This window comes from Microcystis sp. (assembly GCF_048564745.1).
Lineage (GTDB): Bacteria > Cyanobacteriota > Cyanobacteriia > Cyanobacteriales > Microcystaceae > Microcystis > Microcystis ichthyoblabe_A.
On the sequence record NZ_JBLZRT010000213.1, the window covers coordinates 17,173 to 38,538 of the forward strand.

The window sequence follows — 21,366 nt, forward strand, 5'->3', positions numbered from 1 at the left end:
TTAGATAATAACAATTATAAACCCCTAGAGCAATTTTAGTTGCTGTCGGGATAAATTCTCGGAGCTGCGGCGATTAATTTTTGCGTGTAGGGGTGTTGGGGATGGCTAAAAATCTGTTCAGTGTCACCCATTTCAACTATTTTACCCGCAGTCATCACCGCAATTCGATCGCAGAGGAATCTCGCCAACCAAAGATCATGAGTTATAAATAAATAAGTGAGATTAAATAATTTTTGTAACTCTAACATTAACTCTAAAACCTGTGTCTGAACACTAGCATCGAGCATACTAACTGGTTCATCACAAATAACTAATTCCGGACGAGTAATTAAAGCGCGAGCAATGGCTACCCTTTGCTGTTGTCCCCCCGATAACTCCCTAGGATAGCGTCGATAAAATTCCTCTGTTGGTGTTAATCCGACTCGATCTAACATTTCCAAAACCTGTTTTTTTGCCGTTTCTAGACTAATTTTTTGATGGATCAAAAGTGGATCAGCGATACTTTCTCCCACCGTCATTAGAGGATTGAGACAAGCGAGGGGATCCTGAAAAATCATCTGCATTAAGCGCCGTTTGGGACGCATTTTTTCCCCCGACAACGGGGTTAAATCTTCTCCTAAAAATTCCACTTTTCCCCCGGTGGGTTTAATTAACTGTAATAGGGTTCGCGATAGGGTACTTTTCCCACACCCCGACTCCCCAACTAAACCGAATATTTCCCCTCGATACAGTTCAAAATTCACTTCATCCACCGCTTTAATAAATTTCTTTTCTTTCTTGAAAAAACTATCTAAAAAGTTACCTTCTAGGGTATAATACTGTTTTAAATTATTCACCTTTAACACCGTTTCTTTGCCTAGAATTGCTGTTAATTTTTCCTCCCGTAACTGTAGGTGTAAAGCGGCGGACAAAAGAGAACGAGTGTAGGGTTGTTGAGGTGTATTAAAAACTGTTTTTACCGCTCCCGATTCGACAATTTTGCCCCCCTTCATCACCGCTAATTGATCGCAATATTCTCCCACCATCGCTAAATCATGGGAAATTAACAATAATCCCATCTGTTCCTCGCTACATAAACGCTTTAATTCCCGTAGAATTTCCGCCGAAACCGTCACATCTAAACTGGTGGTGGGTTCATCGGCAATAATTAACTTAGGGTTTAATAATAAAGCTAAAGCAATGGCCACTCTTTGCCGCATTCCCCCGCTAAATTCGTGAGGATATTGGGACCAACGATTAGCGGGAATTTTCACTTTTTCTAGGACAGTACAAGCTTGACTTTTAGCTTGACGATAGGTTAAATTTCCCCGATGAGCTTGCAAAGTTTCCACACAATGATCGCCAATAGTCATCAGCGGATCCAGTCGCGTCATCGGATCTTGAAAGACTAATCCCACCGCTTCCCCGCGAAACTTTTCTAACTGTTTGCTAGATAAAGATAAAAGCGATCGCCCTTCAAAGGTAATCTCACCTTCCACGTGAGTGCGATTAGGTAATAACCTTAAAATAGCCTTACCGATGGTCGATTTTCCACAACCAGATTCACCCACTAATCCCAGAGTTTCCCCTTTGCCTATACTAAAAGATACCCCATCGATCGCCCAAGAGGGAGAACTTAATTCGGTCGGGTAGGCAATTTTTAGGTCTTTAATTTCCAACATGACGCGATCGGTAACGATAAAAGTTAGGACTTAAGTAAGTAGTTATAATTAAATCGAAGATAGATTTTGCCTCTGATCCCCCCTGCCCCCCTTGATAAGGGGGGTGCCGATAGGCGGGGGGATCCCCCTTAATAAGGGGGGCATCTGATAATTTTTAACGCCTACCTACTTAGGGTCAAGTATGCCACACAAACGGCGATCGAGCATTTAATTACTAATCGACAACTTCCCCTAACAAAACCCGACAATACCCCTTTAAAGTCGCCACTCGCTCGCTAATTATCCGTAAACGCTTCTCCCGTCCTTGCCGCGCTGAGGCCAAAAATAACCAGTCCGTCTCCAGCAATCGCCACGATCGATATAGTTCCGTCTGGACCGTGCGCCAACGATTAGCCACCTCTGGGCTAAAATTGTCATCATTTAGTGACAATATCTCCCCTTCTAGACAGGTTTGTAAAGCTTGAAAAGATTGTAACCCCGTGGAAGCATCCCCATCCAGAAGGGCAAGACTGAAATCCTCCAGTTTTCTTAACAAAGATTTGTAGGCTTGATGGTAATTTGTCGGTAGCATCCAATACAAAGCGCGTTAGAATTTGTTACATAAGATTAACGATTTGCCGTCACGGTTGCAAGTCCTCCTCCCGACCAGAGACAAAAACTTAAAAGAATCCCGCCCTTTTCGCCGATCGATCCGATTCCAGTGTTAGAGAGTTAAGTAATCTGGCATCCCTTCGGCCTAATAATTTTCTAGTTATCCGTCTCCACCCCCCCCCTATTATCCCCCCGATCTAACCATGAACGCCATCACTGCCACCCAACCAGAAACCCTCACCGTCCTTCCCCGGGACACGGAACCGAAAAAAGCGTTAGTTTTACCCGATTGGCTGAAAGAATGCCTGATTACCTACGAAAACGACCCCCAGAATCCCGATAGCGGTTTAATCTGTCGGGCCTTTAATTTCGCTCACAAACTCCACGAGGGGCAGTATCGCAAATCCGGGGAACCCTATATCGCCCATCCCATAGCCGTGGCGGGATTACTGCGAGATCTGGGGGGTGATGGGGCAATGATCGCGGCGGGATTCCTTCACGATGTGGTGGAAGATACGGAAGTCACCCCCGAGGAAATCGAGGATAGATTCGGTGTCGAGGTGCGTAATTTGGTGGAAGCGGTGACAAAACTCTCCAAATTCAACTTTTCTAGCAAAACTGAACGGCAGGCGGAGAATTTTCGCCGAATGTTCCTGGCGATGGCTCAAGATATCCGCGTCATCGTGGTCAAATTAGCCGATCGCCTGCACAATATGCAAACCCTCGAACACCTTAACCCGCAACAGCAGCAACGCATCGCCCTCGAAACTAGAGAAATCTTTGCTCCTCTGGCTAACCGTTTAGGGATTGGGCGATTTAAATGGGAATTAGAAGATTTATGCTTTAAATACCTCGAACCCGATGCTTATCGCACCGTACAGTTATTGGTATCGGAAAAACGCATCGATCGAGAGGCCCGCATCGAAACCGTCACTAACACATTGCGGGAAAAATTGCAAGAAATTGGCATAAAAGTTCTTGATTTACAGGGTCGCCCCAAACATCTCTACGGCATCTATCATAAAATGCACAATCAGGGCAAAGAATTCGAGCAGATTTATGATATCGCCGCCGTCCGCATTATCGTCGAAACTAAAGAGGAATGTTATCGTTGTTTAGCCGTAGTTCACGACCAATTTACCCCGATTCCCAACCGTTTTAAAGACTATATCGGTTTACCAAAAGCTAACCGTTATCAATCCCTCCATACCACCGTTGTTGGTTTAAATGCCCGCCCCCTAGAAGTGCAGATTCGCACCCTAGAAATGCACCACGTTGCTGAATACGGGATTGCAGCCCATTGGAAGTATAAAGAAACCGGTTCTAGTCAAACAACTTTAACCGCTGCGGATGAAAAATTCGCTTGGCTGCGTAATCTGCTCGACTGGCAAAAAGACCTTAAAGATGGCCAAGAATACATGGATGGCCTCAAAAATAATTTCTTTGAAGAAGATATCTATGTTTTCACCCCCAAAGGTGATGTGGTAGCCCTCGCCCAAGGTGCGACACCGGTAGATTTTGCCTATCATATTCATAGCGAAGTAGGTAATCAGATGAAAGGGGCAAGAATTAATGGTAAATGGTCAGTTCTTGATGCTCCCTTGCAAAATGGTGATCTGGTGGAAATTCTCACCAGCAAGCATAGTCATCCTAGTTTAGATTGGTTAAATTTTGTCGTTACTCCTAGCGCCAGAAATCGCATCCGGCAATGGTACAAAAAATCGCGCCGAGAAGAAAATATTAGCCGAGGTCGTGATTTATTAGAGAAAGAATTAGGTAAAACTGGCTTCGATGCCCTGCTGAAATCAGAACGAATGCAATCGGTGGCTAAACAGTGCAATTATGTGGCAGTAGATGATTTATTGGCGGCCTTAGGTTACGGCGAAGTTACCCTAAAAAATGTGGTTAATCGTCTGCAAGAAGCAGTTAAAAATCAACAGGAAATTTTAACAGCTAAAAATCCGCCCGATGTCCTGACTGATTCCCAATTGATTCTACCACCTTCTCCCGTTCAAAGGGCTTTACCCGTTAGTAAATCACCGATCGCCGGTGTGGAGGGATTAGTCTATCGTTTAGCCGGTTGTTGTTGTCCTTTACCAGGAGAAAATATTACCGGTATAGTCGCCCACGCCGGGGAAGGTATTGTTATTCACCGTCAGGGCTGCTCGAATGTGGAAAAAGCCGAAGCTGAACGCTTAATTCCTGTTAGTTGGAATCCTATAGATGACCAGGGACGTTATCCAACTTATCCGGTAAATATTCAGATTGAAGTGATCGATCGCGTCGGGGTTTTAAAAGATATTCTCTCTCGTTTAAGTGACCAAAATATTAACGTTCGCAATGCCGGAGTTAAGACTAATTTCGGTAAACCCGCTTTAATTTCCCTGAAAATTGAAGTAAAAGACCTGCAACAATTTGAACGCTGTGTTACTCAAATTAAGCTAATGAGCGATATTTTAAACGTTCGTCGCATCAGTCAGGTGAAAAGCGATCGAGAGTAGATTAAACCTAAAATTGCTGATCATATTCCCCAAACCCCAGAGTGCCTTAGCTTTGGAAGTGGGATGCTGACACTGACTAAAACCACGATGGCAATATCGGCACTTTTTGTCACCGAACAGCGTAGGATCGATAATTAATCTGAGCGCAAAAATCCCTATGTTATTACCCCTACTCTCAGTCATCAGTTTTCTGATTAGTTTTCTGGTGGTTGCCCTGATTAAACAACGTTTTAGCCAACAATTGTTAGATATTCCCAATGAGCGTAGCAGCCATAGTCAACCCACACCTAGGGGGGGTGGACTCGGTTTTGTCGTCGCTTTTGCTCTGACCAGCGGCCTCAGTTATTTTCTCCTTTCTCCTTCCCTACCTCTTATTCCCCTGTGGTTATCCCTGACTCCTTTAATTATTATCGGCCTTCTCGATGATCGTCGCGGTATTCCCTCTAGTATTCGCTATTTAGTCCAGTTATCCTCCGCTAGTGTTGCGGTCACTTTTTTCGGTGCTTTTCCCCAATCGTGGCTATCAGATTTGGGTTTTGGCGGCAAAATTTTGGCTATTATTGTCACAATTATCGGCCTGACCGCAATGATTAATTTTTATAATTTTATGGATGGTCTCGATGGCTTGGTGGCTGGCTGTACGGCGGTACAATTAGGGTTTCTCGCTCTCTATTTTCAGCAACCAATTTTATGGCTTTTAGTGGCGGCCTTAGGCGGTTTTCTCTTCTGGAATTGGTCGCCAGCGAAAATTTTTATGGGTGATGTGGGTAGCACCAGTCTGGGGGCAATTGTCGCTATGGTTTTACTTAATTCCCAGGGCAATCAAAGTCAAGCTTGGTCAGCTTTAACTATCACTTTACCTCTGATTGGTGATGCTATTTATACCCTGATTTGTCGATTATTAAGAAAGGAAAATATCTTCCAAGCTCACCGCAGTCACCTTTATCAAAGATTACAAAAATCTGGCTTGTCTCATCCACAAGTAGCAATTATTTATATGGGGGTAACTCTCCTGATTGCTATTAGTATTAACTACTTAGGAAACCTAGGCGCATGGCTGAGTTTACCTCTGATTCTAGGATTAATTGTTCTCGGAGAAATTTATCTGAACAGGAGAGTTGGCAAGCATAATTTAGCGGTGACAAGAAAAGAATAAATTTTTTATTGCTATGGCTTCTGGGGTAAAATCAAGATAATTTTATACTAAATCCTCTTGAAAGATTATAGGAAACGGAGGGTAAGGAGCAGAAGGAATTACTCAAATAGTTATTAGCGAAAGTCGTTGATTTCAATCAAAAACTGATGGTCTTAATCTGGCAAAAACAGAGCTATTTACCTATTATACCTACTAACCAAGAGAAAAGAAAAAATTAATATTTATCGGCTGGAGTTAGCTGATATGATTAGGGAGATGACTATCATTCCAAAGTCAATGAGCGCAAGAACATTATTCGATAAAGTCTGGGACGCACACACGGTTAAGATTCTTCCCAGTGGACAGACACAATTATTTATCGGACTGCATCTAGTCCATGAAGTCACCAGTCCCCAAGCTTTTTCGATGCTGAGAGAAAGGGGTTTAAAAGTATTATTTCCGGGACGGACTATTGCCACCGTCGATCACATCGTCCCCACCGAAAATCAGGCGCGTCCTTTCCTTGACGATTTGGCCGAGGAAATGATCCGAGCGATCGAAACTAATGTTCAAACCAATCATATTCCTTTCTACGGCATAGGTTCCGGCAATCAGGGCATAGTTCATGTGATCGCTCCCGAACAGGGACTAACCCAACCCGGGATGACGATCGCCTGTGGTGACTCCCACACCTCCACCCACGGCGCTTTTGGGGCGATCGCTTTTGGCATCGGCACTTCCCAAGTGCGCGATGTTCTTGCTACCCAAACCCTATCCCTATCGAAATTAAAAGTGCGTCGAGTCGAGGTAAACGGCGATTTAAACCCCGGAGTCTATGCTAAAGATGTAATTCTCCATATTATCCGTCAATTAGGCGTTAAAGGCGGTGTTGGTTATGCCTACGAGTACGCTGGTAGTACAATTGAACGGATGTCCATGGAAGAAAGGATGACGATTTGTAACATGGCGATCGAAGGTGGGGCCCGATGTGGTTATATCAACCCCGATCAAATCACCTACGATTACCTCAAAGGTCGTGATTTTGCACCCAAAGACTGGGAAAGTGCGGTTAATTGGTGGGAAAGCATTAAAAGCGATGCCGATGCGGTTTATGACGATGTGGTGGTCTTTGATGCCGGTGAAATCGAACCCACCGTTACTTGGGGGATTACTCCTGGCCAAGGAATCGGGGTTAACGAAGTCATTCCCACTCCCGATAGTTTACCGGCAAGTGAAAGAGCGATCGCAGAGGAAGCCTATCAATACATGAAACTCACCCCCGGCACCCCGATTAAAGGCACAAAAATCGATGTCTGCTTCGTCGGTAGCTGTACTAACGGCCGGATCAGTGATCTGCGCGAAGCGGCCAAATTTGCCCAAGGTCATCGTGTGGCCCCCCATGTGAAAGCTTTTATCGTCCCCGGTTCCGAAAGAGTCAAAAAACAGGCGGAAGCGGAAGGATTAGACCAAATTTTCCTAGCATCGGGCTTTGAATGGCGCGAGGCGGGCTGTTCTATGTGTTTAGCCATGAATCCCGATAAATTGCAGGGAGATCAGATCAGCGCCTCCTCCTCCAATCGTAATTTTAAAGGTCGTCAAGGTTCCGCTTCCGGTCGCACTTTGTTGATGAGTCCGGCGATGGTGGTAGCGGCAGCAATTAAAGGGGAAGTCACCGATCCCAGGGAGTTGTTACAGTAGTTATCTCAAGGGTGAGATAGGAGGCAGGGGGGCAGGAGTCAGTATTCAGGAGATAGGAGATTGCTTTTATTTATTCTCCCTATCTCTCCCGTCTCCCTTCTCCCTTCTCTACAATAATTACTCGCAACCAGAAATACGTTGGTTCGTATCATACTTTCTGCTTTTTGTCAAAAAAACTTTTTTTTTGCAATAAAACTACACAAAAAAAAGATCATCGTTGTGGGTGAAATTGACTGATTTACCCGTCTTAATTAGGATCACCTTCTAGGTGTGGCAACGGTTTCAACCATTGCTGCCCAAAAAAGCACAGAACAACCCACTATGAAATTCTATCAAATCGCTGTTACCAGCATAACGTCGTTGTTAAATAAAAATCTTTCTCAATTAATTCTTAAGAATTTATAAATATTGCGGAATGTTAATTTAAATATTCTCAAGTTTTTGCAGTAAATCAATAATTTTTACTTATCTTTGTCCAACATTGGGTTAGAAGTCAGGAGTCAGGAGTCAGAAGTCAGGAGTCAGTAGTCAGGAGTCAGTAGTCAGGAGTCAGTAGTCAGTAGTCAGTAGTCAGGAGTCAGGAGTCAGTAGTCAGTAGTCAGTAGTCAGTAGTCAGGAGATTATTTTTATTTATTCTTCCCACTTCCCGACTTCCCCACTCCCCCACCTCCCACACCCGTTCGGCTGAGCTCACGGCCGAAGCCCACACCCCACACCCCACTTCCCACTCTATTTTAATTTGACTGCCATAATTGCCAAGCTTTAACGAGATTTCCCCCCATCAGGGCAGCCACTGCATTTAAAGTCTTAATTTCCTCACTATCGGGATTTAATTGTCTAGCTTGATCTAAGACTTTTTGGGCCGCTTGCGGTTGCCAATCGTAGAGATAAATAAAACCTTGATAAGCATAATGATAGGGATTATGGGGGTCAATTTTAATCATTTCCTCCGTGGCTTTTATTGCCCCTGCCACATCCTGTTGTAGTACCTTAGAAATTGCTAATCCGTAGGCTAAAGATAATTTATCGGGGGGATTTTGTTGCTGTAAACGATAGGAAAAAGCCTTGTCTGCTTGCAGCACATAATCCTGAATAGAATCGTATTGATTGATACGATTAGTTAACTCAAAAATTGGCTCAATACCCGTTAATCCTTGACCAATATTAGCAGACTTTAAGCGCAATTGGGTGACTAAATCTAATTGGGGCGTTGCTAACTTGGGAACTTGAGGATCGATGGTAATTTGAGCATTAGTTTTAATCGGATAGGTTTCCCCGGTTTCCCGATTGAGATAGACAGCAGATAAGCGATAAACTCCGGGGGTTGCTGCCGACTGCATGGCGGTTTTTTCAGTGACTTCAAAACCCTTTTGTTGCTCTTCTGGAGTTAATTTTTCTGCCATTAATCCCCCCATAGCTATACCGTGATCGTGCATCCAATAATCCTTACCGTCCACTTCTTGCCAGGTTAAAATCACTATCCCTGACTTTAATTGTTGCCAGTCTCCTGCCCATTTATAAACCACAGAAATTGGTTGATTAGGAGAAGCTTTTTCGGTAATGGCAATCTCTCTTAATTCCACCCGTTTTGGCGCATTTTCAAGGGGGTTAACCGTGACGGAGGGGTCTATTTTACGGTGTAGGGATAGGGTACTATCATCTGGTAGCTGCCAAGTTTTCTCCACTTGGAAATCTGGCCCAGTGGCGACTCGATTAACAATTTTTTTCTGGACATCGGGGACGGAACCCTGTTCACCAGTTTTAGTTAAAAACCAATCTAAAGAATTGACATCCTTTTCGATATCTTCTTCCCGAACTCCCACCTGTCTGCCGGCAACCTGGGAATTATGTTTACCACCGTAGAAAGAGAAGGTATGTTGATTTAATTCGGGGGTGGAAGGTAAAACCCCTAGGGTGCTGCGAAGATAGGGAGAATCGGCTAGAATCTCTTTAACTACTTCTTCGTTTTGCCAGCCAGTTTTTAAATAGGGATGGTGTTGTAATTTGGGACTGAAAACGTTAGTAATTATATCTCCCCCCAAGGGGAATAAATTTAAGCTGGTGAGGATAGCGGCAATAGTTATCGTTCCCCAACGGATAGCGGGGGCAAAACGACCGCGCCAAGATAATAAACCAACGGATAAAATTAAGGATAAAGTCGGTAAAAGCGGCAAAATATAACGAGCATCTTTATTGATATTGAGGGATGATAATAGGTATCCCCCCAGCAGAAAAACTCCTAACCAAATCCACACAGGACGATTAACCTTATCTTCGGTTTTTCTATGACGTAAGGAGATTAATAATCCCACCACAGGAACTAATAACAATACCCAAGAAAGAAAATAGGGTAAAACTTGGGCGTAAAATGTCCAGGCATCTGGACTGGTAAGAGGCGGATCTCCCTCCAAAATCGCCGAATCTACCGTGGCACGTTTGCCCGCAGTTAACATTAATAACCAATTCGTCCGATACCAGGGAAACATTAACCATGCTGCCGTCAAAAAACTCAGCATTAATTGCGCTAGATTGCCCCAACGTTTTCGCCGGAGATTTTCGCCCAATACCCACAAAATCGGTAAAAAGAGGAAAAATAGGGCGGTTTGTTTGACTAACATCCCTAAACCGAAAGAAATCCCGAAAGCGATCGCTTTTAGCCAGCCTTGACCACTAAATCGCCACCATGTCAAGCAAAAGTAAGAAAACGTTACAATTGCCGCTAAGGGAAAATCTAAGAGATATTCGAGGCGATAATAGTATAAACCGGGTAGAAATTGACAGATTAAGACCGCCCAGAGTGCTACAGTCCCATTAAAGAGGATAATTCCCAATCCATACACAGAAAAGAGCAGTAGGGCGCTATAGATGGCCATTACCCACATACCCGCATCAACGCTAATACCAAAGAGATTAAAGAAGGGAATCGTTAAAAGATAGGTTAAAGGGGGAATTTTCGGGGACATTAGCCATAAACCGCGCCACCAATCCCCATCAAACCAGCGCGGATTTTGGAAAGCTTGGGTATAGATAATCCCACCGTTGAGATAATCGGCCTGATCCCAAGCAGGAATAGTATGATCGAGACTAAACCAGAATCTATCGACTAATATCCCCAATATCCAAATAATACTGACAATAATTAATCCCTGTCTCCCCTCTAGCGATCGCTTCAAAATGACTTCTCCCTAGTGCAACTCTCAATTATTCTGCCACGCTCTCAAGCGCCCCTGAAAAAATCGCCAGCAAGAAACACCAGACCGATCGGGGTAAAATAAAGATTTAGTGAAAAATTGTAACAGGAACTTGACAAATGCGAGTGGTGATCGTTGGTGCGGGATTAGCGGGAATGGCAACAGCTATCGATCTGGTCGATGCGGGCTGTACAGTAGAAATCTTAGAATCTCGTCCCTTTGTCGGTGGAAAAGTCGGTAGTTGGGTAGATGCGGACGGTAATCACATCGAGATGGGCTTGCACGTCTTTTTTGGTTGTTACTATAATCTTTTTGAGTTAATGAAAAAAGTGGGCGCTTTTCAATCCCTACTACTCAAAGAACACACCCACACTTTTATCAACGAAGGGGGAAAAATCGGCGAATTAGACTTCCGTTTCGCCGCAGGTGCGCCTTTTAACGGTTTAAAAGCCTTTTTCACCTCCTCCCAACTCTCGGCAGCCGATAAAATCTTTAATTCTCTGGCCTTAGGTACCAGTCCCATCGTCCGCGGTCTGATAGACTTCCAAGGAGCGATGAAAACGATTCGGGATCTGGACTCGATTAGTTTTGCCGATTGGTTTCGTAGCCATGGCGGTAATGACGGCAGTTTAAAAAAAATGTGGAATCCGATCGCCTATGCCTTAGGATTTATCGATACGGAAAATATCTCGGCCCGTTGTATGCTGACGATTTTCCAATTTTTCGCCGCTAAAACCGAAGCTTCCGTCCTGCGGATGTTAGAAGGTTCCCCCCACGAATACCTGCATAAACCGATTATTAACTATCTGGAGGCACGGGGCGCCAAAATCTCTACCCGTCGTCAGGTGCGGGAAATTCTCTATTCTGGAGAGGGCGAAAATCTGCAAGTTAATGGCCTGATCGTCGCTAACGGAGAAACCACAGAAACTATCACCGCAGATGCCTACGTTTGCGCTGGTGATGTCCCCGGTGTTCAGCGTCTTATTCCCCAAGATTGGCGGAAAATGCCGATTTTTGACAATATTTTCCGACTAGAAGCCGTCCCCGTCGCCACGGTACAATTGCGTTTTGACGGTTGGGTGACGGAGTTAAATGATGCCGAAAAACGGCGACAACTGCAAAAAGCGGTGGGAATTGACAATCTTTTGTACACCCACCAAGCGGATTTTTCCTGTTTTGCAGATCTTGCTCTCACCAGTCCTAGGGATTATTATCGCCCCGGAGAAGGCTCTTTATTACAGTTGGTTTTAACCCCCGGGGATCCTTTTATTAAAGCTAAAAATGAAGATATCGCCCAGCACGTTTTAGCGCAAGTCCATCAGTTATTTCCCTCCTCCCGGGAGTTAAAGATGACTTGGTTTAGTGTGGTGAAATTGGCCCAGAGTCTCTATCGGGAAGCACCGGGGATGGATGTCTATCGTCCCTCGCAAGCGACTCCTATCCCTAACTTTTTCCTGGCTGGTAGTTATACCCAACAGGATTACATTGATAGCATGGAAGGGGCCACTTTATCGGGTAAACAGGCAGCCAGGGCCATCTTACAACAGGCCGAGCGCCGGAAATCTTTAGCCACGGTTTGAGCAAACAGCCGGCAATCTCGTCTGTTAAGAAGGGATTGCCTCTAAACTTGTTTTCAGTGGCAAAAGATAACCGCTATAGCTAACTTGGCAAGTCAGCCTCTCAAGCCAAGCTATACAAAAAAGACCGATCGAGCTAGACTCGTAAAAAGATAACTCCATCTAGAAAGCTTACCCTAGACTGGAAAGAACGTCGGAAAAATCTCGTCAGAAATAGGAGTCAATCGAGTTTATGCCAGAGCTTGCTGTATCATCAGAGCTTGATTTCACCAGCGAAACCTATAAATCAGCCTATAGTCGCATTAATGCCATCGTTATTGAAGGCGAATACGAGGCCAATAGCAATTATATTCAATTAGCAGACATCCTCGCCGATAACAAAGAAGAGTTACACCGTCTGGCAAAAATGGAAAACCGTCACATGAAAGGTTTTCAAGCTTGCGGCCAAAATTTGAAAATCACTCCTGATATGGATTATGCCAGAGAATTCTTTGCCTCTCTGCACGATAACTTCCAAATTGCCTACGCAGAAGGTAAAGTTGTCACCTGTTTATTAATCCAATCTTTGATTATCGAAGCTTTTGCGATCGCTGCCTATAATATTTATATTCCTGTTGCTGATCCCTTTGCGCGTAAAATTACTGAAGGCGTAGTTAAAGACGAATATTTACATCTCAATTTTGGCGAAGAATGGCTAAAAGCGAACTTTGAAACCGCTAAAGAGGAATTAGAAGCGGCAAATCGCGCTAATCTTCCCATTGTCTGGAGAATGCTCAATCAAGTCGAGAATGATGCTCGCGTCCTCGGTATGGAAAAAGAGGCCCTCGTGGAAGACTTCATGATTAGCTACGGGGAAGCTTTAAGCAATATCGGTTTCAGCACCCGTGATATTATGCGAATGTCTGCCTACGGATTAACTGCTGTCTAAAGCTTGAGCGTCGAGATTTCTTTTTTTCGCCCTGCTGCCGCTCAACACAGAGCGGCTCTTTTGTGTATTATATTTAAGAGTCTTAACGATTTCTTAGCAATATCCTAATTTTTATCTAGTGCCATCTAGTCTAACGAAAGAACAATCAATGTTTGGTCTTATAGGTCATCTTACCAGTTTAGAACACGCCCAATCGGTCGCCGACGATCTAGGTTATCCTGAATATGCTAACCAGGGATTAGATTTTTGGTGTGCGGCCCCCCCACAAATTGTCGATGATTTTCACGTCACCAGCATCACGGGGCAAACCATCAGAGGGAAATATATCGAATCCTGTTTTTTACCGGAGATGTTGTCGAATCGTTGGGTGAAGTCTGCTATTCGTAAGGTGCTAAATGCCATGGCACTCGCTCAAAAAAGTGGTATCAACATCACCGCACTCGGCGGTTTTTCTTCAATTATTTTCGAGGAATTTAATCTCAAAGATAATCGACAGGTGCGGAATATCGAGCTAGATTTTGGCCGTTTTACCACCGGTAACACCCACACCGCTTACGTCATCTGCACTCAGGTGGAAACCCTCGCTGAAAAAATGGGCATCGATTTAGCTCAATCTACCGTCGTGGTTTGTGGGGCCACCGGAGATATCGGCAGCGCTGTTTGTCGTTGGTTAAATGAAAAAACCAATACAAAAGAACTAATATGTGTGGCACGCAATCAAGAGCGTTTACAATCTCTGCAAGAGGAGTTAGGACGCGGTAAAATTCTTCCCCTAGAGGAGGCTTTACCCCTGGCTGATATCATTGTTTGGGTGGCTAGTATGCCTAAAGGGGTGGAAATTGATCCAGATAAACTCAAACGCCCCTGTATTATTATTGATGGTGGTTATCCGAAAAATTTAGGCACGGTGTTAAATGCCCCCGATATTTCGGTGATTAAGGGCGGCATTGTCGAGCATTCCCTCGATATTGACTGGAAAATTATGAAAATCGTTAATATGGATATTCCCTCTCGTCAAATGTTTGCCTGTTTTGCTGAGGCGATTTTATTGGAGTTGGAGGGTTGGCAAACTAATTTTTCTTGGGGACGCAATCAAATTACCGTCCCTAAAATGGAACAAATCGGTGCAGCTTCCCGCAAACACGGTTTTCAACCTTTGTTATTTTAACTAATATCCCCAACCCCCCACCGACCACGGAATTAGAAGTTTCAGGCGAAAAATAATTAGAGTAAGTGCTTGACTTTAGCGGCGGCTTGGGTTATGCTTGTTTTATAATGGGATGTTTGTGTTTATCCTCGACTGTTAAATTCCGATTATGAATAAACTCTTTTAAAAATATTATCCCAAAATCTGCCCACAAAAGCAAGCAAAATTTTGCCTTCAATTGTTAAGTTTTGTTAAGAAAAATAACAATAGTGGCAAGGGATAGGACTCCCTTAGCTGATCAGAGGGCTTTTGGGGGAATTATAGAAGTGTGGGACTGATTTTTAGCTTTCTAGCAAAGACGACAAAACCATTAAACCCTATGAAAACTTGGTTAGAAGATCGCGGTATTTTACCCGCTTACGGTGGTGGGGTAATCATTGGCATTACCCTCTGTTTTTTCGGAGCGGCGACCAATACCATGGCGGGATGGTTGTATGCTATCTCTGGCACGACGATCGCTGTTTTAATTTTATCGATAATTCTACCCCGTCGTTCCCTTCTTCCCCTGAAAGTGCGTCGTCTTGCCATTGTACCCGTAAGTGCAGGAGACGATCTTAGTATTAGCCTAGAGATAGAAAATACGAGCAATCAGCCGATAAATCTGTTAGAAGTGACAGATATGCTGCCAATTGTCCTCAATCAGCCAAAAATAACCCCAATAGAAGCGATTGCCCCCAAAAGTAGCCATCGTTGGACCTATTATTTACCCACCAGTAAACGGGGTATTTATCACTGGCAAGAAGTACAATTAAGAACAGCGGCCCCTCTCGGTTTATTTTGGTGTCGTCGTTGTCAGCAAGCAGCGGCTAAAGCTTTAGTTTATCCCCAAGTTTTACCCTTGCAACAATGTCCCCTGATCGATTCCCTCGGTCAAGAGATGGAACAAACATTAGAAAATAATCGCTATTATCAAAGGGCTAGTCAAGGACTTACGCGTAACCTGAGACAATATCGCCAGGGTGATTCTACCCGTTTAATTCACTGGAAAACTAGCGCCCGTTTGGGAGAATTGCAAATTCGGGAATTAGAAGTGTTGACGGGAGGACAGGAAGTGATTATCTGTCTCGATACCCTCTGTGATTGGCAAGAAGACAGTTTTGAACGGGCGATTATTGCCGCCGCTTCCCTCTATTTTTATGTCCATCGTCGGCAATTAAATGTGAAACTCTGGACCGGTGAAACGGGTTTAATTCAGGGGGAAAGGGTCATTTTAGAAACTTTAGCGGCTATAGACGCAAAAGCTAGTCAAAAAAATTCTAATCTGCCTAATTTACCTGTAATTTGGTTGACAAGTAACTTCAATTCCATCGAACAACTCACCCCCGGCAGCCGTTGGTTATTTTTCCTCGCTGCCGATTCCAGCGAGAGTCCTTCACTCTTAATGCGACAGTTTAGCGGATTGGCGATCAAACCGGAAACTTCTCTACAACAACAATTGCAAAAACCCCCTCGTTGAGGAAATTTCCGTTCACAGTCTAGATTGAGAGGAAATTCTCCAGAAAAAAAATACCGGTATCCCCGAAAAAGATGTTATGATAGAAAAGACTCGGACTCATGCGATCGCAACGCCTTAACCTTGTCAGGACCGGAAGGTAGCAGCAATACGGGATGCTTGTGACTGGCGTGATCTCCGGGTCTTTTTGTTGCCTGTGACGGTCGCTGTTGTGAACGCTTTCAAAACTTTTCGATCGCTTACTGCCGAGACTCGTCGTCAACTACTCTTCCTCTTCGTCACGGCGCTGTTTTTCTGGACAAGTATTACCACTCTCCTCCCCACTCTCCCCACCTATATTGACTCCCTAGGCGGTAGCAAACAAGATATCGGTTTTGTCATGGGGGCCTTTGCTATCGGTTTAATTTTATCGCGCAGTTGGTTAGGCAATCTAGTTGATCGCCGCAGTCGCAAATTAGTGGTTTTATTTGGAACTATTGTCGCCGCTACCGCACCCCTCGGTTATCTATTTTTTCGCGATCTTTCCTCTTTATTCGCCGTCCGCGCCTACCATGGTCTCAGTATCGCCGCTTTTACCACCGGTTACAGTACCCTAGTGGTGGATTTTTCCCCCGTTCGTCAACGGGGGGAGATAATTGGTTATATGAGCTTAACTGCACCCATAGGCATGGGAATCGGTCCGGCTTTAGGCAGTTATCTCTACGAATCGATCGGTTATAACGGTTTATTTCTAGTTTCCGCCACCTCAGGAGCGATCGCCTTTCTCCTGGGTTTCTCCATTCAAGAACCGGACTTCAAGAAAAAATTAGCGGAAATGAAGGCAGAAAATCCGACAATTGAGCGCAGTTTCTGGGCATTATGTCAAGAGCGGGCTTTTTTAGTCCCTACCTTAGTTTTTCTGCTGGTTGGTACTTTATTCGGCGGTTTAGTCGCTTTTTTACCCCTGTTTCTCCTCGAAAATCAGATACCTTTCAGTGCTGGTGTATTCTACAGTTATGCGGCAGTATCGGGGGTAATCGGACGTATTTTGTCGGGAGGAGCCAGTGATCGCTATGGACGGGGTTTATTCGTCACTATTAGCGTTTTTTGCTATGGTTTATCCATGTTGGTTCTATCTTCTGCCCGATCTTCCTCCGCTTTAATTTTAGCCGCTATCCTCGAAGGTACGGGAGGGGGGATTTTATTCCCTATGTTACTGGCTTTAATCTCCGATCGCTCTGGGCCCCAAGAACGCGGCCGGGCCTATTCTATCTGTGTCGGCGGTTTTGATGTGGGAACAGCCTTAGCCGGTCCAATTCTGGGGGTTTTAGCAATTTCCTACGAAACTATGTTTACTTTATCCTCATTATTAGCTGTTATCGCTCTCTTTCTCTTTTTTACTCTCTCTAACCCCACTATACGCCATTCTTTTCTCTTCGCTTTCGGTTTAGAAAAAGATCGTTATGCTCTGCGCGGACAAGTACAATAAGGTTTACTGAAAAAGTTTTTCCTAAAGGCAGGGTTATTTAATAGGTTTGAGGTTGAAAATTATCGGGAATATCTAATTCAAATACTTGGTCATGAATCCGAGCCACATAAAGCCCTTCTTGCAGAATTTTTTCGCGTAATTCTGGGGATAAATCCACCACCGCTAATATGCCATAGAGTTTTTTATCTTTGTGTTCAGGAAAAAAGCGGCGAAACCGTTGCAAAATACTTTTTAATTGTGTAATAAAATCCTCTCTGGCATGACTTTTAACCTCAACGATATAAGCAGTATTTAGCTCACCATTGGTATAGGCAAGAACATCAATTTCTAGGTGTTGTCCTTCTTTACTGACTCGCACACTGGGACTGATAACTTCCATACCAAAGCGTTGTCTGAGAATCGTTTCCATTGAGGGAAGGGCAAGTCCTTCGGTAAAGCTGCCGAATTTGGCACCGAGTCCCCCAATTTGTTTGCCCAGTTCTTTGAGTTGTTTGTCAGTTTCTTTCTGTTGTTGGGCGTTTTCCTTCTGTTGTTGACTAACTTCCTTCAATAGTAGTTCAGTCTCCTTCTGTTGTTGACTGACTTCCTTAAGTTGTCGGTCAGTTTCCTTGAGTTGTTTGTCAGTTTCTTTTTGAGCGGCAGTTAATTCGGCTAAGAGTCGCCATACGTCTTCGGATGTGGTTGTCATAGATAATTTTTTCCTTCTGATCTGGTCTATTACTATTTTAGTCAATTGCGCCGATAATTCCTAATTTTTAAGCTTCAATGCTCTCTTTTTTGTCCAGTACATCTTATCCCATTTTAAGCGAATACTACCGTGCGATTAGCGTAAACCAAAACGCGATTTTGCAAGTGTAAACGTACCGCTCGCGCTAACACCACCCTTTCTAAATCCTTACCTTGACGAATTAAATCTCCTACGGTATCGCGATGGCTAACTCTGACCACATCCTGCTCGATAATCGGCCCCTGATCGAGATCGGCAGTGATATAATGGGCGGTAGCTCCAATAATTTTTACCCCTCGATCGTAAGCCCGTTGATAGGGATTAGCTCCCGCAAAAGCCGGTAAAAAAGAATGATGAATATTGATAATATTGGGGAAAAAGTTAACAAAATCTGGGGTTAGAACCTGCATATATTTCGCTAAAATCACTAAATCTATCCGGTATTCCCGCAGTAACTCTAATTGTCTGGCTTCCTGTTCAATCTTGGTTTCGGCGGTAATGGGAAGATGATAAAACTCAATACCAAATTGATTGGCAACTGATTGTAATTGTCGATGATTGCTAATAATTAAAGGAATTTCTGCCCTAATTTCTCCCGCCTGTTGTCGCCATAATAAATCGAGGAGACAATGATCCTGTTTTGTCACCCAAATAGCTAGACGCGGAACAGTATCGGAAAAATGCAAAGACCAACTAGCCTGCAAAGGTTTGGCAATAGCGGCGAAAGCTGGTTCGATCATCCCACGGGACAAATTAAACCCTTCTAATTGCCATTCTATCCGCATCAGAAACAATCCCGCCGAAAAATCCGTGTGTTGGTCAGCGTGGATAATATTGCCGCCATTAGCGTAGATAAAATTAGCGATTTTCGCCACCAGACCAATCTGGTCGGGACAAGAAATTAACAAGGTTGCAGTGGCAGCAGTCATAAATTATCGGAGGCAAGAATTGACTTTTTCTACCCCTAATTTATTACAATTTTAGGCACTTCGTCCCTTTGATACACAAAAAAGATCGTTTGTCAACAGAGATCGCCGATTAAATTTCCGGTTAAACTGATAGGCTATTCCCTTGCTCAGAAGTGGCAAAATGCCGCTCGATCAGGGAGGGGACATCTTGGGGATCTACCTGATTATAATGCTTTTTATCGGGCATAACCACCAGATTCGGGCCTTTTTTGCACTGTTTTAAACAGCCAGTTAATTTAATATTCACCGCTTCTCCCAGTCCTTTTTCCTCTAAACCACTCTCTAACCTTTGGCAGACTCTCGCACCGCCATTTTTCCAACAATCGGACTTCTGACAGATTAAGACGGTGGCTTTTTGTGCTTTTGCCGGGGTGACTTCTGGGGTTTTTTCGCCAGATAAATGCTCGATCCCTAGTACCCTCAGTTTTAATTTTCCCTTTTTTGAATAAAGACTACTTTCTCCCGTCACTTTTAGCCATGAGTGGAGAGCAATATTGAGAGGTATGTGGTCTCGCAGTGTTTTTTCGGGCTTAAACCAATATTCTCGTTTATCAACACTGATTCTCAGGTATTTTACCTTATATCCGTCCTTGAGGACAAAACCGAGGAATTGACCGACCACTTGAAAGGGAACCATGGTAGTTACAGATTTTGACATACTTTCTCACTTTTTACTCTCAGATTGCTAATTTTTCTCAAGGATTATACCCGCCAACAGGTTTCCAGCCAAGGGATTAAACAGCCTCGGGAGGCCTCCACCTGTCGCAGGACAATCCACAGCTATAAAAGTTGATTCCGTCCATTGATGCGAACTGGCAAAAGCTGATGGAGCGAGCATTTACATTCAATGTCTAGGGTCTGGAGCCGGTGGTAGAGCTGCCAGCACTCCCAAGCACTAAGAGGGAAGATTTTCCCACCTTCCGATGGCCATTTGTCTATACCCATGGGGCTTTTAATTGAGAACTATTAGCAATATAACTCTAGGCTGCTGTTCTCAGTATAACCGACAACTGCAAATAATTGTCAATAACCCGAAGAAAAAAAAGTTACCCGGTAGCGGCGAGCGGCTAAAATCTTGCTATTGCTGCCTTGTCCGCTTTGCCGACAGGAATCCCTACCGCCTAGAATTGTCAAAGGGATAAAAATGGAGATAACAAGAATTTATTAACGAAAATTATGGATAAAAAAGCTCAAAAAACCGATAATTCAGCAGTTCTCTATTTTGATGGTGGTTCTCGCGGCAATCCGGGGAGCGCAGCCGGTGCAGCGGTAATAGTTTTAGCCGAGGGTAATTCCTTGACAACGACTAGATATATGGAGAGAGCCACTAATAACGAGGCTGAATACACGGGATTGATTATTGGATTGGAAAAAGCCCAAGAATTAGGCTTAAAAAGCCTAGAAATTCGCGGAGATAGTCAATTAGTCATCAATCAAGTTAAGGGAGACTGGAAGGTAAAAAGCGATAGTTTACGTCCCTTTTATCAGCGTGCTTGTCAATTAGTTGCCCGATTCGATCGCATTAGCTGGCGCTGGATTGAACGAGCTAAAAATAGTTTGGCTGACGCTGCTGCCAATCATTGTATGGATGCGGCGAAAAAATCGCCAGAAAAACCAAAGGAAGGCGAAACTAATCTCGATATTCTGCTCCAATCCCTGAAACCAGTCCTAAATACCGAAGAATTCGTTTTCTCTTCCCTAACAGCCACAGGACTAGAACAGCTACAATTAACCCCTATCTGCCAATTTCAGGAAGAGGAAGGCATAACGGTGATTATTCCCCGTCAGCAAGCCGATCGCAAGAATTTACAGTACAAATATATTTATAGACAAATTACTCTTTCTGTGCATTCTAGTTTAGCGGCGGTGGGATTTTTAGCGGTGATTAGCGAGAAACTAGCCGAAGCAGCAATTAGCGTCAATGTCATTTCTGGTTATTATCACGATCATTTATTTATCCCTAGAGATAGGGTGACAGAAGCGATGGCTATTCTCGAAGAAATTAGCCGCTCATAACAGTTATCAGTTATTAGTTAGCAGTTAGCAGTTAGCAGTTATCAGTTAGCAGATGTGAGTTTTCAATTCACTCATTACTGTTTACTGTTCACTGAAAAAACAGGATGGCTCTACCGAACCTGTCATGCAAAACTATCAACAACTTATGCTTGTAAAGCTTGTACAATAGGGCTTTGAGTTTTTGTTAGATTGATATTTATCAACTTTAGAGCATTGCTGGACAGAGAGGGAGCTTGGGGAATTTT

Annotated in this window: 16 protein-coding genes and 1 other RNA gene; 10 read left to right on the forward strand and 7 right to left on the reverse strand. The window is 43.9% G+C overall.

Translation table 11 applies throughout. The features are described 5' to 3' along the window. Positions 1 to 35 precede the first annotated feature (35 nt). Both ACOCD9_RS21435 and patD read right to left on the reverse strand, forming a co-directional pair. Positions 36 to 1,661: a dipeptide ABC transporter ATP-binding protein gene (locus ACOCD9_RS21435; protein WP_419548389.1), complete on the reverse strand. Its 1,626-nt coding sequence runs from the start codon at positions 1,659 to 1,661 to the stop codon at positions 36 to 38. Positions 1,662 to 1,875: 214 nt separating this feature from the next. Then, a complete protein-coding gene (patD, locus tag ACOCD9_RS21440) occupies positions 1,876 to 2,232 on the reverse strand; it encodes a heterocyst frequency control protein PatD (RefSeq protein ID WP_287701220.1) in 357 nt (118 codons plus the stop codon). 223 nt (positions 2,233 to 2,455) lie between these two features. On the opposite strand from patD, the gene ACOCD9_RS21445 reads away from it, so the two are divergent. The 3 genes from ACOCD9_RS21445 (at position 2,456) to leuC (ending at position 7,586) form a co-directional block, all read left to right on the forward strand. Beyond that, a complete protein-coding gene (locus ACOCD9_RS21445; RefSeq protein ID WP_287701222.1) occupies positions 2,456 to 4,753 on the forward strand; it encodes a RelA/SpoT family protein in 2,298 nt (765 codons plus the stop codon). A gap of 157 nt (positions 4,754 to 4,910) precedes the next feature. Then, on the forward strand, positions 4,911 to 5,909 hold the full coding sequence (locus ACOCD9_RS21450) for an MraY family glycosyltransferase (protein WP_287701224.1): 999 nt from the start codon (positions 4,911 to 4,913) through the stop codon (positions 5,907 to 5,909). 276 nt (positions 5,910 to 6,185) lie between these two features. After that, entirely contained in the window at positions 6,186 to 7,586 is a 1,401-nt protein-coding gene (leuC, locus tag ACOCD9_RS21455) for a 3-isopropylmalate dehydratase large subunit (RefSeq protein WP_419548390.1), read from the forward strand. Between the two features lie 734 nt (positions 7,587 to 8,320). On the opposite strand, the gene ACOCD9_RS21460 is transcribed toward leuC, so the two are convergent. Then, positions 8,321 to 10,759, reverse strand: a complete 2,439-nt coding sequence (locus tag ACOCD9_RS21460; RefSeq protein ID WP_419548391.1) for a glycosyltransferase family 39 protein — start codon at positions 10,757 to 10,759, stop codon at positions 8,321 to 8,323. Positions 10,760 to 10,896: 137 nt separating this feature from the next. Between ACOCD9_RS21460 and zds the strand changes: the two genes are divergently transcribed. From zds to ACOCD9_RS21490, 6 genes are all read left to right on the forward strand, one after another. After that, positions 10,897 to 12,357, forward strand: coding sequence for a 9,9'-di-cis-zeta-carotene desaturase (gene zds / locus ACOCD9_RS21465; RefSeq protein ID WP_287701226.1), 1,461 nt, complete (start codon positions 10,897 to 10,899; stop codon positions 12,355 to 12,357). Between the two features lie 229 nt (positions 12,358 to 12,586). Beyond that, positions 12,587 to 13,282, forward strand: coding sequence for an aldehyde oxygenase (deformylating) (locus ACOCD9_RS21470; RefSeq protein WP_287701228.1), 696 nt, complete (start codon positions 12,587 to 12,589; stop codon positions 13,280 to 13,282). 148 nt (positions 13,283 to 13,430) lie between these two features. Next, positions 13,431 to 14,450, forward strand: a complete 1,020-nt coding sequence (locus tag ACOCD9_RS21475; protein WP_287701230.1) for a long-chain acyl-[acyl-carrier-protein] reductase — start codon at positions 13,431 to 13,433, stop codon at positions 14,448 to 14,450. Positions 14,451 to 14,808: 358 nt separating this feature from the next. After that, positions 14,809 to 15,945 (forward strand): DUF58 domain-containing protein, encoded by a 1,137-nt coding sequence (locus ACOCD9_RS21480; RefSeq protein ID WP_287701232.1) that lies wholly within the window; start codon positions 14,809 to 14,811, stop codon positions 15,943 to 15,945. Positions 15,946 to 16,032: 87 nt separating this feature from the next. Continuing rightward, positions 16,033 to 16,129: signal recognition particle sRNA small type (ffs, locus tag ACOCD9_RS21485), an RNA gene on the forward strand. A gap of 9 nt (positions 16,130 to 16,138) precedes the next feature. Then, entirely contained in the window at positions 16,139 to 17,410 is a 1,272-nt protein-coding gene (locus ACOCD9_RS21490; RefSeq protein WP_419548393.1) for an MFS transporter, read from the forward strand. A gap of 37 nt (positions 17,411 to 17,447) precedes the next feature. On the opposite strand, the gene ACOCD9_RS21495 is transcribed toward ACOCD9_RS21490, so the two are convergent. The 4 genes from ACOCD9_RS21495 to ACOCD9_RS21510 form a co-directional block, all read right to left on the reverse strand. Further along, positions 17,448 to 18,098: a DUF3782 domain-containing protein gene (locus ACOCD9_RS21495; protein ID WP_419548394.1), complete on the reverse strand. Its 651-nt coding sequence runs from the start codon at positions 18,096 to 18,098 to the stop codon at positions 17,448 to 17,450. Between the two features lie 113 nt (positions 18,099 to 18,211). Continuing rightward, a complete protein-coding gene (gene purU / locus ACOCD9_RS21500; RefSeq protein WP_287701235.1) occupies positions 18,212 to 19,066 on the reverse strand; it encodes a formyltetrahydrofolate deformylase in 855 nt (284 codons plus the stop codon). A 121-nt stretch (positions 19,067 to 19,187) separates the two neighbouring features. Next, entirely contained in the window at positions 19,188 to 19,763 is a 576-nt protein-coding gene (locus ACOCD9_RS21505) for a (2Fe-2S) ferredoxin domain-containing protein (RefSeq protein WP_287701237.1), read from the reverse strand. Between the two features lie 122 nt (positions 19,764 to 19,885). After that, the gene (locus ACOCD9_RS21510) at positions 19,886 to 20,050 is read right to left on the reverse strand and encodes an Asr1405/Asl0597 family protein (RefSeq protein ID WP_353847948.1); all 165 of its coding nucleotides are present in this window, start codon (positions 20,048 to 20,050) and stop codon (positions 19,886 to 19,888) included. 231 nt (positions 20,051 to 20,281) lie between these two features. Here ACOCD9_RS21510 and ACOCD9_RS21515 point away from each other — a divergent pair, with 231 nt between their 5' ends. Then, complete coding sequence (locus ACOCD9_RS21515) at positions 20,282 to 21,121, forward strand: ACT domain-containing protein (protein ID WP_419548396.1); 840 nt, start codon at positions 20,282 to 20,284, stop codon at positions 21,119 to 21,121. The last annotated feature ends 245 nt before the right edge of the window (positions 21,122 to 21,366 follow it).

Bases quoted from the DNA above. Each gene is read 5' to 3' on its own strand.
- ACOCD9_RS21495 (WP_419548394.1), bottom strand. From the start codon at position 18,098: ATGACAACCACATCCGAAGACGTATGGCGACTCTTAGCCGAATTAACT.
- ACOCD9_RS21470 (WP_287701228.1), top strand. From the start codon at position 12,587: ATGCCAGAGCTTGCTGTATCATCAGAGCTTGATTTCACCAGCGAAACC.
- ACOCD9_RS21510 (WP_353847948.1), bottom strand. From the start codon at position 20,050: ATGGGTATAGACAAATGGCCATCGGAAGGTGGGAAAATCTTCCCTCTT.
- patD (WP_287701220.1), bottom strand. From the start codon at position 2,232: ATGCTACCGACAAATTACCATCAAGCCTACAAATCTTTGTTAAGAAAA.
- ACOCD9_RS21450 (WP_287701224.1), top strand. From the start codon at position 4,911: ATGTTATTACCCCTACTCTCAGTCATCAGTTTTCTGATTAGTTTTCTG.
- purU (WP_287701235.1), bottom strand. From the start codon at position 19,066: ATGACTGCTGCCACTGCAACCTTGTTAATTTCTTGTCCCGACCAGATT.
- ACOCD9_RS21435 (WP_419548389.1), bottom strand. From the start codon at position 1,661: ATGTTGGAAATTAAAGACCTAAAAATTGCCTACCCGACCGAATTAAGT.
- ACOCD9_RS21515 (WP_419548396.1), top strand. From the start codon at position 20,282: ATGGATAAAAAAGCTCAAAAAACCGATAATTCAGCAGTTCTCTATTTT.
- ACOCD9_RS21505 (WP_287701237.1), bottom strand. From the start codon at position 19,763: ATGTCAAAATCTGTAACTACCATGGTTCCCTTTCAAGTGGTCGGTCAA.
- ACOCD9_RS21475 (WP_287701230.1), top strand. From the start codon at position 13,431: ATGTTTGGTCTTATAGGTCATCTTACCAGTTTAGAACACGCCCAATCG.
- ACOCD9_RS21480 (WP_287701232.1), top strand. From the start codon at position 14,809: ATGAAAACTTGGTTAGAAGATCGCGGTATTTTACCCGCTTACGGTGGT.
- leuC (WP_419548390.1), top strand. From the start codon at position 6,186: ATGAGCGCAAGAACATTATTCGATAAAGTCTGGGACGCACACACGGTT.
- zds (WP_287701226.1), top strand. From the start codon at position 10,897: ATGCGAGTGGTGATCGTTGGTGCGGGATTAGCGGGAATGGCAACAGCT.
- ACOCD9_RS21445 (WP_287701222.1), top strand. From the start codon at position 2,456: ATGAACGCCATCACTGCCACCCAACCAGAAACCCTCACCGTCCTTCCC.